The organism is Blautia coccoides, assembly GCF_034355335.1.
GTDB classification, from domain to species: domain Bacteria; phylum Bacillota; class Clostridia; order Lachnospirales; family Lachnospiraceae; genus Blautia; species Blautia producta.
In genome coordinates this window covers 3,959,863-3,974,609 of record NZ_CP136422.1, presented here as the reverse complement: position 1 = coordinate 3,974,609, position 14,747 = coordinate 3,959,863, and the positions used below count along the sequence as shown (strand labels likewise).

The following is a 14,747-nucleotide window of genomic DNA, read 5'->3' as shown; positions in this document are numbered from 1 at the left end:
TTCAATATTTTATTCCTGTTCGCCGTGCAGGGCGTCTTTTGCCAGCTTGAAGCCGTTCTGAGCGGCTTTTGTCAGCCAGAGGTCTGCCTTATCTTCATCCTTTTCAACACCTTCTCCGTAGCGGTAGAGGATTGAGAGGTTATACTGTGCGGCAGGTATATTGGCGTTGGCTGCCTTTTCAAAGAGCTGGAATGCCCGCTCCGTGTTGGGAGGGACTGCCTGGCCGCTTAAAAAGTAACCGCCCATGCAGCACATGGCTCGGTAATCCCCCTGCTGCCCTGCTTTTTTATACCAGCCAAAGGCTTTTGAGTGATCTTGTTTTGTACCGATCCCTTCCTCATAACACCTGGCCAGGTTGTACTGGGCATTTTTATTGCCGGTTTCAGCGGCGCGTCTGATATAGGTAAACGCTTTTTTTTCGTCTTTGTCCACGCCTTTTCCTTGGGCATAGAGAAATCCTAGGTGCAGCAGGGCATCCACATGGTCTTTTTTCGCTGCTTTTTCATACCACTGGGCTGCCTGTCCGAAATCTGTCAGGGTGTGTATTCCGTTTTCATAGTAATAGCCCACGGCATACTCCAGATCCTTCTGACCGTTTTCTGCCAGGATTTTCAGTTCTTCCAGAGTAAAATCCATATTTTTTGCGTCCATTGAAAATATCTCCATTTTTCTTTTGACAAATTTTGTAATATAGTGTACTGTTTTTGTAGGAATTAAATCCACGGTTGGAGCCTGTATGATCCGGCCCATTGCTGATATTATAACATAGGAATCGGGATTTATAAACATAAAAAGATGAAGATGACATCGGAGGGATTGAAAAATGCTGGAGCTTAGGGATGTCTCCTTCAAAGTAGAAGAGGAGACAAAGGAGAAAGGGATTCTGGAGCATGTAAGCTTTACTCTGGAGGACAACAGATTTATAGCCATCACAGGGCCAAACGGCGGAGGAAAATCAACGCTGGCAAAAATCATCGCGGGTATTGAGAAGCCCACAGAGGGAAGACTTTATCTGGACGGTGAGGACATCACGGACCTGAACATCACGGAGAGGGCAAAGAGGGGCATCAGCTATGCCTTTCAGCAGCCGGTACGTTTTAAAGGCGTCACCGTGCTTGATTTGATCCGGCTGGCATCCGGGGAAAATATTACAGTCACCGGAGCCTGTCAGTACCTCTCTGAGGTAGGGCTGTGCGCAAAGGACTATATTAACAGAGAGGTCAATGCAAGTCTTTCCGGCGGAGAAATGAAGAGGATTGAAATCGCTACCGTCATGGCAAGAGGCACCAGGATGTCCGTATTTGATGAACCTGAAGCGGGGATCGATCTGTGGAGCTTCCAGAATCTGATTCATGTGTTTGAAAATATGCACAGGGAGATCCACGGCTCTATTCTGATCATCTCACATCAGGAGCGTATCCTGAATATTGCGGATGAAATTCTAGTGATCGCAGACGGAAAACTGGTGAGCCGGGGAAGCAAAGAGGAAGTGCTTCCCGCATTGCTGGAAGGCGTAGATGACTATTCCGGCTGTAAAATCTGGAAGGACGGGGGAGTAAAATAATGGACACGATTCAGAAACAGTTATTAGAGGCAGTTGCCGGGCTGCATGAAATCCCGGTGGGTGCGTACAACATCCGGGCAAACGGAAAGAGCGAGGGCAGGAACAGCACAGAGCATATAGAGATCACCACAAGAGAAGAGGGCGACGGGATCATTATCCGCATCAAGGACGGCACCAAAAAAGAGAGTGTCCACATTCCGGTCATTATGAGCCAGGCCGGGCTTGAAGAGGTGGTCTATAATGATTTTTATGTGGGGGATGACTGCGATGTGACCATCATCGCGGGCTGCGGCATTCACAACGGCGGAGACGCCTCCAGCCGTCATGACGGGATCCACAGCTTTTTCATCGGCAAAAATTCCAGAGTGAAATACGTGGAAAAGCATTACGGCAGCGGAGATGGAAAGGGACAGCGCATTATGAATCCTGAGACCATCATTGAAGTCGGGGAGAACAGTGTCATGGAGATGGATACTGTGCAGATCAAAGGCGTGGACTCCACAAAGCGTATGACCAGGGCAAAATTAATGGATGGCGCCAGTCTGAAAGTTATGGAACGTCTTATGACCCACGGGACCCAGGACGCGGAGAGCCGTTTTATCGTGGATATGGACGGAGAAGATTCAGGTGCCAACATTGTGTCCCGCTCCGTGGCAAAGGATGATTCCCATCAGCTTTTCCAGTCCGTGCTCAACGGAAACGCGGCGTGCAGCGGACATACGGAATGTGATGCCATCATTGTGGGCAATGCCAAGATCAGCTCTATCCCGGAGATCACTGCAAACAGTTCCGACGCAGCGCTCATCCACGAGGCTGCCATCGGCAAGATCGCAGGAGAGCAGATCATAAAGCTTATGACACTGGGGCTTACAGAGGAAGAGGCGGAGGCCCAGATCATCAATGGTTTCCTGAAGTAAAACAGTAATACGACACAACGTCAGCCGGGCAGGTATGCGGGACAAAACCGTATACAACTGCCCGGTTTTGTGCTATAGTTGAAATAGAAACGGCACATTGCCATTGGGGAACAAAAAACATATTTATAGGGAGAGGTTTTTATGATTTACAACAATGTACGCCATGAGTGTAATCTGTATAATTTTTTCTTTGCACCAAGAGGAAACCGAAGGATGATGGAGCTGGGAAGGAAAATTTCCCAGATGTATCTGAACCCCTTTGACCGTATCATCGGTATCATAGGAGCCAAGGATTCCGGAAAAAGTATGATGATCAAAGGTATGTTTCCGGGAATCCAGGTGGTGGACGCAGATGATGAATATGACATCACCAATATGCCCCTGCTGAACGCGGAGGATGTGGGATTCTATACCCCGCGTACTTTCCACGTAGACGCCAGGGCGGCAAGGAAGTATGTGGATCTGGAGACCATCGCTGAGGCTGTGATCAGGGTGACTTCCCAGCACAAGAGGGTGATCGTGGAGCATTTTGAGATCCTGTACCCTGTTCTGAAAAGGAATGCGGATCTGATGATAGGGATTGGCGAGGAGGTCATTGTGACAAGGCCGTCTCTGTTCGGCCCGCTGCCCCAGAATATTGCTGATATTGTGTTTAAATCTCTGATCTACAGAAAGATGGCACACAGTGCAGAGGATCTATTCGGGTATGTGGTCAGGGATATTGAGCGTCCAAGCTATGTCCGGGCAGATATACGCCATGGATTTATGCTGGATTATTCTGAGAAGCCGGTGAATTTTGATCTGGTGGAGATCGAGAAGAAGATGAAAGAGCTGATCGCCCAGGATCTGCCTATTACATATTATGATGAGGAGCACGTGAAGATCGGAGATGATATTATCTCCTGTACCGGACCGTTGATGCATGTGAGCAGTACGGGAAAGATCGCGGGATTTTCTTTGGTGAAAGAGTTTTTCTATGATTCCAAGTTTGGCTACTACATTGTGGCAGGTACTGTGGGACATAAGGAAGAGGAGGACAGTGATAAGCTGAATACCATTGATATACAGGCTGAAGTATAGAGAATAACTGAAAGGCCATTCGGAACCGGAAGACGGGTACGGATGGTCTTTTCTATTGACATATATAAGATTAAGGTGTATTATAATGATATCAAAAAGATATCAAAAAAATACTGCCGGAGGCAGCCTTTCAAAGAGGAGGAAAAATCATGGAAGAAAAAGATGGAACCAGCCCAATGAATAAGAACGTGGAGGAGAGGATCCTGCATCCCAAGTCAGGTATGGCAATGCTGTTTCTGCTGATCGCGGCCATTGTGGGCAGTATTGTGCTGATGATATTTTCAGGGGCAGTTATCTCTCGGAACAGCAGTGCCCTGGCCGGTATCTGTGTGACGGCCGCCATCCTGATCCTGTGTGCAGCTTGTGTGGCACTGGCAGGTCTGAAGGTGATCAACCCCAACGAAGCACTTGTTCTGGCTTTGTTCGGAAAGTATTACGGAACCCTCAATGAGAACGGATTTTACTGGGTAAATCCTTTTGTGACAGGGATCAATCCCACAGTGAGAGCAGTCGGCAGCGGAAGCTCTACTGTGCTGAAAGGCATGGGGATCGAGGCAGAACAGAAGAACACGGAGACAAAAGCGAATAAAAAAGTTTCACTGAAGACCATGACGCTGGACAATAAAAAACAGAAGGTAAACGATGAACTGGGAAATCCCATCGAGATCGGAACGGTTGTCATATGGAAGGTGGAAAATGCCACAAAAGCTGTATTCAACGTGGAGAATTATAAGGATTATCTGTCAATCCAGTGTGATGCATTACGAGAAACGCAGCCAGAAGATATCCCTATGACACAAGTGAGGGCGGTGATGAGCGCTCCCTTCGGGGAAGCAGCCAGGAGGTCGCCAGCATCATGCAGGAGGAACTGCAGGAGAAGGTGGTGGAGGCAGGGATCAAGATCCTGGAAATGCGCATCACCCATCTGGCATACGCGCCGGAGATCGCGTCAGCTATGCTGCAGAGACAGCAGGCGGCAGCAATCATAGATGCCCGTCAGAAGATTGTGGAAGGTGCTGTGAGCATGGTGGAGATGGCCCTCCAGAAATTAAACGACAAAGATATCGTAACGCTGGATGAGGAGCGCAAAGCGGCCATGGTCAGCAACCTGCTGGTTGTCCTCTGCGGTAATAAGGATGCCCAGCCCATTGTCAACAGCGGTTCCCTGTATTAGAGTGGAGTGAAGCCTTCATGGAGAATAAATCGAAGGAAAAACAAAAAAAGCAGGTCCCTCTTCGGCTCTCCGCGTCTCTTTACAATGACCTGGCACAGTGGGCGGAAGATGATTTCCGCTCCGTCAACGGTCAGATTGAATATCTGCTGACAGAATGTGTAAAGCACCGGAAAAAGAGCAGGAAGGGTTCCCCTTTGGAATCTGAAACAGAATAAAAGAAAATCCAGGCAGCGGCCAACAGTTGTGCCGCATTCGCCTGGATTTTTTTGCTTTGTCAGAAATGTTTTCTGTATTTTTTCTCTGCCACATTGATCAGACTGTATAAAACGGCTGCAATGATACATAGAATAACAATGCTCATGATCATGGTATCCAGCTTGAATACCTGGCTGGAATAGATGATCAGATACCCCAGACCCCGTTTGCTCCCGATCATCTCTCCGATGACAACGCCGATCAGACAGAGACCGATGTTGACCTTCATAATGCTTAGGATGAGCGGTACAGAGGAGGGGAGGACCACTTTAAAAAGGGCATCTTTTTTCGTGCCCCTCAGTGTGGAAATCAGTTTTAATTTATCCGGGTCTGTGCCGCAGAAGCCTGTGTACAGGTTCAGGATCGCCCCGAAAATAGCTACAGACAGACCGGCAACGATGATGGTCTTAATATTGCTGCCCAGCCACACGATCAAAAGCGGTGCCAGGGCTGATTTTGGCAGGCTGTTCAGGACTACCAGATACGGTTCCAAAATGGATGAGAGCTTCGGGAAACACCACAAAAGCACTGCGATGGCAATGCCGAATACTGTCACCAGGGCGAAGCTGGCAATGGTTTCCCAGAGCGTGACACCTGTGTGTACGGCAAGGGTTCCGTCCAATATCATGTGATACATGGCCATAACCACCTGGGAAGGGCTTGAAAAGATAAAGGAATCAATAAGACCCAGCCTTGCGCTGCCCTCCCAAAGCGCCAGAAAAGCCAGAAATATGAGGATGCGGATGATCCGCACGATCTGGGAATCACGCCTTAATTTCCGCAGATAGTTCCTCTGTCCTCTGGACATAGAAGTCATTTCAGCCATTGTGGTTTAGCTCCTTCCATATTTCATTAAAATAATTTTTGAATTCCGGAGCGCTGCGGGAAGTAAAAGGCGTGCGGTTGTCAATGGTGAGCACAATGGAGATGATCTTTGTAATAGAGGCTGGACGCTTGCCAAGCACGATAACGCGGTCAGCCATGCTTATAGCCTCCGATATATCATGGGTCACAAGAAGCGCGGTTTTTTCCTCCCGCTTTATGATCTTTCCGATATCATCGCCTACGGAGAGGCGTGTCTGATAATCCAAAGCGGAAAACGGTTCATCCAGCAGCAGCAGATCAGGTTCAAGAGCCAGTGTGCGGATAAGTGCGGCGCGCTGCCGCATGCCGCCGGAAAGCTGTGAGGGGCGTGATTCTTTGAATTTATCCAGGCCGTAATCAGCCAGCAGATGATTGACTTTTTCTTTGGTGTTGGGAGAAACCTTTTTTTGGATCTCCAATCCTAACAGTACATTGCTGTATATGGTGCGCCATTCAAAGAGATGGTCCTTCTGCAGCATGTATCCGATGTTGGTCACCGATTCGCTGAGGGGTTTCCCGTTTAAAAGGATTTCCCCCTCCTCCGGGGTAAGCAGGCCGCAGAGCATATCCAGCAGCGTGGATTTTCCGCATCCCGAGGGACCTACGATGGCCAGAAATTCTCCTTTTTTCACAGAAAAAGATATATGGGACAAAGCGGGTGTTTCACCGGATTTTGTGTGATAGGCATAACTGACATCTTTTACTTCTAAAAGAGGTGTATCCATAAGTTGTCATTCCTTTCTTTTTTCCATCGGCAGGCAGGTGTGAGACTGTCTGTTTTTGGGGTCGGTATACAGTATCATATGATGAAGTGCCGGGGGTTGACATATGGGAAATGGAGGCACTTGTGTTTTTCTTTGATTATTGATAAAATAAGTACGGATTGGGAAACCTATCCGGTAACGGAAACTTTGTTTGACAAGAACAGGAGGCAAAACTATGAGAATTTTATTTTTTGACACCAAAAGCTACGACAGGGCATCCTTTGATAAACAACTGGAACATTATCCGGGAATAGAGATTGATTATCTGAAAACAGATCTGGCACCGAAAACAGCGCCTTTGGCAAAAGGCTTTGACGCTGTGTGTGCTTTTGTAAGCTCCGATGTGGGGGCTGAGACTATGACGGCTCTCCATGAGGCAGGGGTGAAGCTGGTACTCATGCGCTGCGCTGGCTTCAACAATGTGGATCTGGAAAAAGCGGCAGAGTATGGCATCCGGGTTATGCGCGTGCCGGGGTATTCTCCGGAGGCAGTGGCAGAGCATGCCATGGCCCTGGCGCTTACGGCAAACCGCAGGATCCATAAAGCTTATGTAAAAGTGCGGGAGAATGATTTCAGCCTCAGCGGGCTGATGGGATTTAACTTTTACCAGAAGACGGCAGGTATTGTGGGAACCGGAAAGATCGGCGCTGCCATGGCAAAGATCTGCCGTGGTTTTGGTATGAAGGTCATTGCCTATGATGTGTACCAGAATCCCGATCTGGATTTTGCAGAATATGTCTCTCTGGATGAACTGCTTGAGAGAAGTGACCTGATCTCCCTGCACTGCCCTCTGATGGACAGCACCTACCATTTGATAAACCGGGAGACGATTGCCAAAATGAAAGACGGTGTGGTCCTGGTGAACACATCCAGAGGAGGTCTTGTAAAGACAGAGGATCTTATCGAAGGGATCCGTGCCCGCAAGTTCTTCGGCGTAGGCCTGGATGTATACGAGGAGGAGACAAAGAACGTGTTTGAGGACCGTTCCGATGAAATCCTGGAACACTCCACAACGGCAAGGCTTCTGTCCTTCCCCAATGTGATGATCACCTCCCATCAGGGATTCTTTACCCAGGAGGCTCTTGCCGCTATTTCCCAGACCACTCTGGACAATGCTGTGGCCTTTGAAAAGGGTGAGACAAACAGCAATGAAGTTCTGAAAAGGGAATCATAAAATGGAACAGAAAAGAAATTACCAAAGAGAACTGGAAAAAATCCTGGAACAGATAAAAGAAGAGGGGAAAGTACCCACTTTGTTCCTGCATAGCTGCTGCGCACCCTGCAGCAGCTATGTGCTGGAATATCTGTCACAGTATTTTGAGATAACGGATTTTTTCTACAATCCCAATATATCTCCGAAAGAGGAATATGAGAAACGGGAGGAAGAGCTGGAGCGGCTTATAGGATCCATGCCTTTTGTACATAAGCCAAAACTGTTAAAGGGTGAGTATTGTCCCGAGAAATTTTATGAGATGGCAAGAGGCATGGAGGATATTCCGGAGGGCCATGAGCGCTGTTTTGCCTGCTATCAGATGCGCATGGAGGAGGCGGCAAGGCTGGCGGCAGAAGGCGGATACGATTATTTCACCACAACCCTGTCCATCAGTCCTTTAAAAAACGCGGCAAAGATCAATGAGATCGGAGAAAGCCTGGCTAAGAAGTACCATGTCCGGCACCTGCCCTCGGATTTTAAGAAAAAGAACGGATATAAGCGCTCCACAGAGCTTTCAGGGGAATATGGCCTTTACCGTCAGGATTTCTGCGGCTGTGTGTTCTCAAAAAGAGAACGTGACAGGAGAGAGGCGCAAAAGTCATAGACGTGGGGGACAGGGAAAATTTTCTTGCATGGGTCTGCAGATAATGATAAACTGTTACCCATAAGCCGTATATTTAAAGAAAATCAATTATAAAAAAGTGAGGTACAGAAGATGGCTCAGTTATGGGGAGGACGTTTCACCAAGGAGACGGACCAACTGGTATATAATTTTAACGCGTCATTGAGTTTTGACAATAAGCTCTACAAACAGGATATTACAGGAAGTATGGCCCATGCTGCAATGCTGGCAAAGCAGGGCATTATCACAGAGGAAGAGAGAGAGGCGATCCTGGAAGGCCTGAAAGGGATCCTGGGGGATATTGAAAGCGGGAAGCTTGCCTTTTCCCCGGAGTATGAAGACATCCACAGCTTTGTGGAGGCGAACCTGATCGACCGCTGCGGGGATGTGGGCAAAAAGCTGCACACAGGCAGGAGCCGCAACGACCAGGTGGCTCTTGATATGAAGATGTATGTGAGGGACGAGATCGGAGAGATCGACATCCTTTTAAAAGAATTACTGGAGTCTGTCTATAAGGTCATGGATGAGAATGTACATACCTACATGCCGGGATTTACCCATCTGCAGAAAGCGCAGCCTGTGACACTGGCACACCATTTCGGCGCGTATTTCGAGATGTTCAAACGCGACAGGAGTCGTATGGCAGATGCGAAAAAACGACTGAACCTATGTCCTCTCGGAAGCGGTGCCCTGGCGGGAACCACGTATCCTCTTGACAGGGAGTTTACGGCAGAGGCACTGGGATTTGACGGACCCACCTTAAACAGTATGGATTCCGTAGCTGACAGGGATTACCTGATCGAGCTTTTGTCAGGCCTGTCCACCATTATGATGCACCTGAGCCGTTTCTGTGAAGAGATCATCCTCTGGAATTCCAATGAATACCGTTTTGTGGAGATCGACGACGGCTACAGCACGGGCAGCAGTATCATGCCCCAGAAGAAAAATCCGGATATTGCCGAATTGGTACGTGGAAAGACAGGCCGTGTCTATGGCGCGCTGATGTCTATCCTGACTACCATGAAAGGCATTCCTCTGGCGTATAATAAAGATATGCAGGAAGACAAGGAATTCACCTTTGATGCTATTGATACGGTAAAAGGCTGTATTGCCCTGTTTAACGGCATGATCGCCACCATGTCCTTCTGTAAAGATAATATGGAAAAGAGCGCCAAGAATGGTTTTACCAATGCAACAGACGCGGCAGACTACCTGGTGAACAATGGTGTGCCCTTCAGGGATGCGCACGGCATTGTGGGACGTCTGGTGCTTGCCTGCATTGAGAAAAATATCTCCCTGGATGAGATGAGCCTGGAAGAGTATCAGGAGATCAGCCCGGTATTCAAAGAGGATATCTATGAGGCTATCAGTATGAAAAACTGTGTGGAAAAGAGAAATACCATTGGTGCTCCGGGTGAGGCTGCCATGAAGCAGGTTCTGGCACTGCACAAAAAATATCTGGAAGAAAACTAAAAAATGCTTGCTTTTTTCCTGGATTTGTTATAGTATTGTTTAGGAAAAACAAATGTGCGCACAGGGAGAACAAACCTTCCGCACAGAATACATAGACGAGGAGAATTGCCGTATGAGTGAGAAATTAAGAGTTGGTATATTAGGTGCAACAGGAATGGTGGGACAGAGATTTATCTCTCTGCTTGAAAATCATCCATGGTTCGAGGTGGTAACTGTGGCAGCCAGTGCGAGAAGCGCAGGCAAAACATATGAGGAAGCCGTAGGCGGACGCTGGAAAATGGATACTCCCATGCCGGAAGCTGTGAAAAAGCTGGAAGTCATGAATGTATCCGAGGTGGAGAAAGTGGCATCCACAGTTGATTTTGTATTCTCTGCTGTTGATATGAGCAAAGAGGAGATCAAAGCCATTGAGGAAGCTTACGCAAAGACAGAGACACCGGTTGTGTCCAACAACAGCGCACACCGCTGGACACCGGATGTTCCTATGGTAGTGCCGGAGATCAACCCGGAGCACTTTGATGTCATTGAATTCCAGAAAAAACGTCTGGGAACCACAAGAGGCTTCATTGCCGTAAAACCCAACTGTTCCATTCAGAGTTATGCGCCGGTACTCACAGCATGGAGAGAATTTGAGCCATACGAAGTAGTGGCAACCACTTACCAGGCAATCTCCGGAGCAGGCAAGACCTTCAAAGACTGGCCGGAAATGGAAGGAAATGTGATCCCCTTCATCGGCGGTGAGGAAGAGAAAAGCGAGCAGGAACCTCTTCGCCTCTGGGGCGAGATCAAAGACGGCGTGATCGAGAAGGCGGCAGAGCCTGTCATCACTACACAGTGTGTGCGTGTTCCGGTACTGAACGGACATACAGCAGCCGTATTTGTAAAATTCAGAAAGAATCCGACAAAAGAGCAGTTGATCGAAAAAATGGTGAATTTCAAGGGTGCTCCCCAGGAATTAGACCTGCCAAGCGCTCCGAAGCAGTTTATCCGTTATATGGAAGAAGACAACCGTCCCCAGGTTACCCTGGATGTTGATTATGAGAACGGAATGGGTGTGACAGTGGGGCGTCTGAGAGAGGACAGTGTATATGACTACAAGTTCATCGGCCTTTCTCACAACACCGTGCGCGGCGCTGCCGGCGGTGCTGTCCTTTGTGCAGAGACACTGAAAGCCAAAGGCTTTATCACAAAAAAATAAAACTTAAAGTCAGACCGGGGAGCTCCCTCCGGTCTGATTGCATGGAAGAGGAGCTTTTATGAGTAAATCTTTATTTATCGCAGAAAAGCCCAGTGTGGCACAGGAGTTTGCCAAAGCTCTCAAGGTCCAGGCCTCCCGTCATGACGGATATCTGGAATCAGAGAATACCATTGTCACCTGGTGTGTAGGCCATCTGGTCACCATGAGCTACCCGGAAAAATACGACGTGAAATATAAAAAGTGGAGTCTGGAGACCCTGCCTTTTCTGCCTGAAGAATTTAAATACGAAGTCATACCGTCCGTATCCAAACAGTTTCAGATCGTGAGCGGACTTTTAAACCGGGAGGATGTATCCACCATTTATGTCTGTACCGACTCCGGACGGGAGGGAGAGTATATCTACCGCCTGGTTGCCATGATGGCAGAGGTAAAAGACAAGGAACAGAAGAGGGTGTGGATCGATTCCCAGACAGAGGAAGAGATACTCCGGGGAATCCGGGAGGCAAAAGATATCACGGCCTATGATAACCTGTCCGCGTCCGCTTATCTGCGGGCCAAGGAAGACTATCTGATGGGCATTAATTTTTCCCGGCTTCTCTCGTTAAAATACGGAAATGCCATATCCAATTATCTGGGCAGCAAGTACCAGGCCATATCCGTAGGCCGTGTCATGACCTGTGTTCTGGGCATGGTGGTGCGCAGAGAACGGGAAATCCGGGAATTTGTAAAGACTCCGTTTTACCGTGTGCTGGGCAGTTTCTTGGCAGGCGGACACCCCTTTGACGAGGAGTGGCGTGCCGTGGAGGGCAGCCGGTATTTTCAGTCTCCTTATCTCTATAAGGAAAATGGATTTAAAGAGAAAAAACACGCGGAGGAGCTGAAAGCCATCCTGTCCGCTCATCCCCCATACAAGGCTGTGGTGGAGAAGATAGAGAAGAAAAAGGAGAATAAAAACCCGCCTCTTCTCTTTAACCTGGCAGAGCTTCAGAACGAATGTTCCCGTATGTTCAAGATCAGTCCGGATGAGACTCTGAAGATCGTACAGGAACTGTATGAGAAAAAATTGGTCACCTATCCCAGAACGGATGCCCGTGTGTTGTCCACAGCAGTGGCAAAAGAAATACATAAAAATATCGGAGGCCTGCGGGGGTATGTGCATGGGAAGGGTTTTGCCGAAGAAATCCTGGCAGAAGGCAGTTATAAGAATCTGGCAAAGACAAGATATGTGAATGACAAGCAGATCACAGACCATTATGCCATTATTCCCACAGGACAGGGAATGGGAGCTTTGGGCAGTCTGCATCCTTCTGCGGCAAAGGTCTATGAGACAGTGGTGCGCAGATTTTTAAGCATCTTTTATCCGCCTGCTGTGTATCAGAAGGTGAGTATTGTATCTGTCATTGAGAAGGAGAGACTGTTTTCTTCCTTTAAGATCCTGGTTTCAGAGGGATATCTGAAGGTGGTACAGAATTCTTTTGCAAAAAAGAAGGAAGAGAGTGCCCAGGAGGAAGGGGAACAGACAGAGGATACCAGTTTTCTTGAGATACTCCAGACCATCAAAAAAGGCAGTGAGCTGGATATCACAGATTTCCAGATAAAAGAGGGGGAGACATCCCCGCCCAAGCGTTATACCTCAGGTTCCATGATCCTGGCCATGGAGAATGCGGGACAGCTTATAGAGGATGAGGAACTGAGGGCACAGATAAAGGGAAGCGGCATCGGCACCAGTGCCACCAGGGCAGAAATCCTGAAAAAGCTCATGACCATCAAATATCTGGCGCTGAATAAGAAAACGCAGGTTGTCACACCCACTCTGCTTGGAGAGATGATATTTGACGTGGTCAATGCCTCCATACGCTCTTTACTGAACCCGGAGCTTACCGCAAGCTGGGAAAAAGGCCTGACTTATGTGGCTGAGGGGGAAATAACCCCGGACGAATACATGGAAAAGCTGGAGAACTTTGTAAGAAGCAGAACCCAGGGCGTATTAGGACTCAGGAATCAACTGGCCCTGAAACAATTTTTTGACGCAGCGGCCGTATACTATAAAAAAGCCGGAAAATCCGGCGGAAAGAGGTAAAGTAAATGGAACAGCTTAAGATCAGTGAATTATACAGCGATTTGAATCAGACAATGGCGAAAGAACTTCTGGAAAGCAAGACTTATCCCTGGGAGGTGCTTCCTCTCATCAGTGAATTTATTCTGAAATTGGGCAATACGCTTTGTGAGGAAGAGTACGAGAAAAGAGGGAAGAATGTGTGGATCGCCAAGTCCGCAAAGGTTGCCCCCACAGCATTCATCAACGGCCCCGCTATTATCGGCAAAGACGCGGAAGTCCGCCACTGTGCCTTTATCCGCGGCAATGCACTGGTTGGAGAAGGGGCTGTTGTGGGAAATTCCACTGAGCTGAAAAATGTGATCCTGTTTAACAAAGTGCAGGTTCCGCACTACAATTATGTGGGTGATTCCATTCTTGGATTTAAGTCTCATATGGGAGCAGGTTCCATCACATCCAATGTAAAATCCGATAAAAAGCTGGTGGTTGTGAAGGGTGCTGCAAAGAAGATCGAGACAGGTCTGAAAAAATTCGGCGCCATGCTGGGTGATGAAGTGGAAGTGGGATGCGGCTCTGTGCTGAATCCGGGAACTGTGATTGGAAGCCACAGCAACATTTATCCCCTGTCCTCAGTGAGGGGGGTGGTTCCGGCAGACAGTATTTATAAGAATAAGAATGAAGTGGTTGAAAAAATAGAAGGATAGATTATAAGAGAATTTTTTTGACACTCATACTCCATGGGGGTATATAAATAGTACCCTTTCCATAAAGCTTACTATTAGAAAGAAATCCCGAGGCAGCTAGCGCGATATAGAGCAGAATGCTCTGTAACTGTGCATCGCCAAGTGTGTTGCTGTTCACAGAACTGCGTTTTTTGCAGAGCAGTGAATAGCAACAACATAATAGGTATGAAATTATTGAATAAGAACGAATTTCTTTAGGCAGAGTCATAAGCTGATGGAGGTAATAAAAGTGATAAGAGAGGCAGGCATAGATGATTTAAAAGCATTGTTAAAGCTTTATACGCAGTTACATAATAATTCGTTTTCAGAAGATAGTTGTGAGTTAAAGCAATTATGGAAACAGGTTACGGAAGATAAAAATCATCATATTATAGTGGCAGAGGAAGATAATGAAATTGTTTCATCGTGCGTATGCGTTATCATTCCCAATCTTACACATAACCAACAGCCCTACGCTTTTATAGAAAATGTAATAACAGACGAGAAAAATAGGAATAGGGGATTGGCAACCCAATGCCTAGACTATGCGAAGCGTATTGCAGCAGAAAATAATTGTTATAAAATAATGCTTATGACCAGTTCAAAAAAAGAAAGTACACTAAATTTTTATAGAAGAGCAGGGTATAACAGCGAAGATAAAACGGCTTTTATACAATGGCTATAATATTATCATTTGATATTTTTTTGTGGCCCATGCTTACAAAATTTATAAGGGGTTTGCAGTACCTCGATAAAGCTTATAAAAAGTTATAAGGTGATATATTTCATAAATAAGAAGAGCTGTTCATTTGAGAAAAATGGTCAGCTCTTCTTGAACACAGGCA

Annotated in this window: 14 protein-coding genes and 1 pseudogene; 12 read left to right on the top strand and 3 right to left on the bottom strand. The window is 47.4% G+C overall.

Annotation, left to right across the window (positions count from 1 at the left end; translation table 11 throughout):
* Positions 1–9 precede the first annotated feature (9 nt).
* On the bottom strand, positions 10–651 hold the full coding sequence (locus tag BLCOC_RS17875) for a tetratricopeptide repeat protein (protein ID WP_018596401.1): 642 nt from the start codon (positions 649–651) through the stop codon (positions 10–12).
* Positions 652–823: 172 nt separating this feature from the next.
* On the opposite strand from BLCOC_RS17875, the gene BLCOC_RS17870 reads away from it, so the two are divergent.
* From BLCOC_RS17870 to BLCOC_RS17850, 5 genes and pseudogenes are all read left to right on the top strand, one after another.
* On the top strand, positions 824–1,564 hold the full coding sequence (locus BLCOC_RS17870) for an ABC transporter ATP-binding protein (protein ID WP_115622945.1): 741 nt from the start codon (positions 824–826) through the stop codon (positions 1,562–1,564).
* Positions 1,564–2,481, top strand: coding sequence for a SufB/SufD family protein (locus BLCOC_RS17865; RefSeq protein ID WP_029468575.1), 918 nt, complete (start codon positions 1,564–1,566; stop codon positions 2,479–2,481). Before BLCOC_RS17870 ends, BLCOC_RS17865 begins: the two co-directional genes overlap by 1 nt.
* A 141-nt stretch (positions 2,482–2,622) precedes the next feature.
* A complete protein-coding gene (locus BLCOC_RS17860) occupies positions 2,623–3,561 on the top strand; it encodes a hypothetical protein (RefSeq protein WP_029468576.1) in 939 nt (312 codons plus the stop codon).
* Positions 3,562–3,749: 188 nt separating this feature from the next.
* Positions 3,750–4,735 (top strand): annotated as a pseudogene (locus BLCOC_RS17855) (SPFH domain-containing protein).
* A gap of 17 nt (positions 4,736–4,752) precedes the next feature.
* On the top strand, positions 4,753–4,950 hold the full coding sequence (locus BLCOC_RS17850; protein WP_018596396.1) for a type II toxin-antitoxin system antitoxin: 198 nt from the start codon (positions 4,753–4,755) through the stop codon (positions 4,948–4,950).
* Between the two features lie 59 nt (positions 4,951–5,009).
* On the opposite strand, the gene BLCOC_RS17845 is transcribed toward BLCOC_RS17850, so the two are convergent.
* Positions 5,010–5,807 carry an ABC transporter permease gene (locus tag BLCOC_RS17845; protein ID WP_026255581.1) on the bottom strand — a complete coding sequence of 266 codons (798 nt, stop codon included), beginning with the start codon at positions 5,805–5,807 and terminating at the stop codon, positions 5,010–5,012.
* A gap of 1 nt (position 5,808) precedes the next feature.
* Positions 5,809–6,579: an ABC transporter ATP-binding protein gene (locus BLCOC_RS17840; protein WP_115622944.1), complete on the bottom strand. Its 771-nt coding sequence runs from the start codon at positions 6,577–6,579 to the stop codon at positions 5,809–5,811.
* A gap of 214 nt (positions 6,580–6,793) precedes the next feature.
* Between BLCOC_RS17840 and BLCOC_RS17835 the strand changes: the two genes are divergently transcribed.
* The 7 genes from BLCOC_RS17835 to BLCOC_RS17805 all read left to right on the top strand — a co-directional run bounded on the left by BLCOC_RS17835 (position 6,794) and on the right by BLCOC_RS17805 (position 14,587).
* The gene (locus tag BLCOC_RS17835; protein ID WP_115622943.1) at positions 6,794–7,792 is read left to right on the top strand and encodes a 2-hydroxyacid dehydrogenase; all 999 of its coding nucleotides are present in this window, start codon (positions 6,794–6,796) and stop codon (positions 7,790–7,792) included.
* Position 7,793: 1 nt separating this feature from the next.
* Positions 7,794–8,435 (top strand): epoxyqueuosine reductase QueH, encoded by a 642-nt coding sequence (locus tag BLCOC_RS17830; protein ID WP_018596392.1) that lies wholly within the window; start codon positions 7,794–7,796, stop codon positions 8,433–8,435.
* A gap of 111 nt (positions 8,436–8,546) precedes the next feature.
* Positions 8,547–9,926 (top strand): argininosuccinate lyase, encoded by a 1,380-nt coding sequence (gene argH / locus BLCOC_RS17825; protein ID WP_029468580.1) that lies wholly within the window; start codon positions 8,547–8,549, stop codon positions 9,924–9,926.
* A 112-nt stretch (positions 9,927–10,038) separates the two neighbouring features.
* The gene (gene asd / locus BLCOC_RS17820; RefSeq protein WP_018596390.1) at positions 10,039–11,124 is read left to right on the top strand and encodes an aspartate-semialdehyde dehydrogenase; all 1,086 of its coding nucleotides are present in this window, start codon (positions 10,039–10,041) and stop codon (positions 11,122–11,124) included.
* A gap of 58 nt (positions 11,125–11,182) precedes the next feature.
* Positions 11,183–13,204 carry a DNA topoisomerase gene (locus BLCOC_RS17815; protein ID WP_115622942.1) on the top strand — a complete coding sequence of 674 codons (2,022 nt, stop codon included), beginning with the start codon at positions 11,183–11,185 and terminating at the stop codon, positions 13,202–13,204.
* 5 nt (positions 13,205–13,209) lie between these two features.
* On the top strand, positions 13,210–13,884 hold the full coding sequence (locus BLCOC_RS17810) for an acyltransferase (protein WP_115622941.1): 675 nt from the start codon (positions 13,210–13,212) through the stop codon (positions 13,882–13,884).
* 268 nt (positions 13,885–14,152) lie between these two features.
* Positions 14,153–14,587 carry a GNAT family N-acetyltransferase gene (locus BLCOC_RS17805; RefSeq protein WP_115622940.1) on the top strand — a complete coding sequence of 145 codons (435 nt, stop codon included), beginning with the start codon at positions 14,153–14,155 and terminating at the stop codon, positions 14,585–14,587.
* Positions 14,588–14,747: the final 160 nt, after the last annotated feature.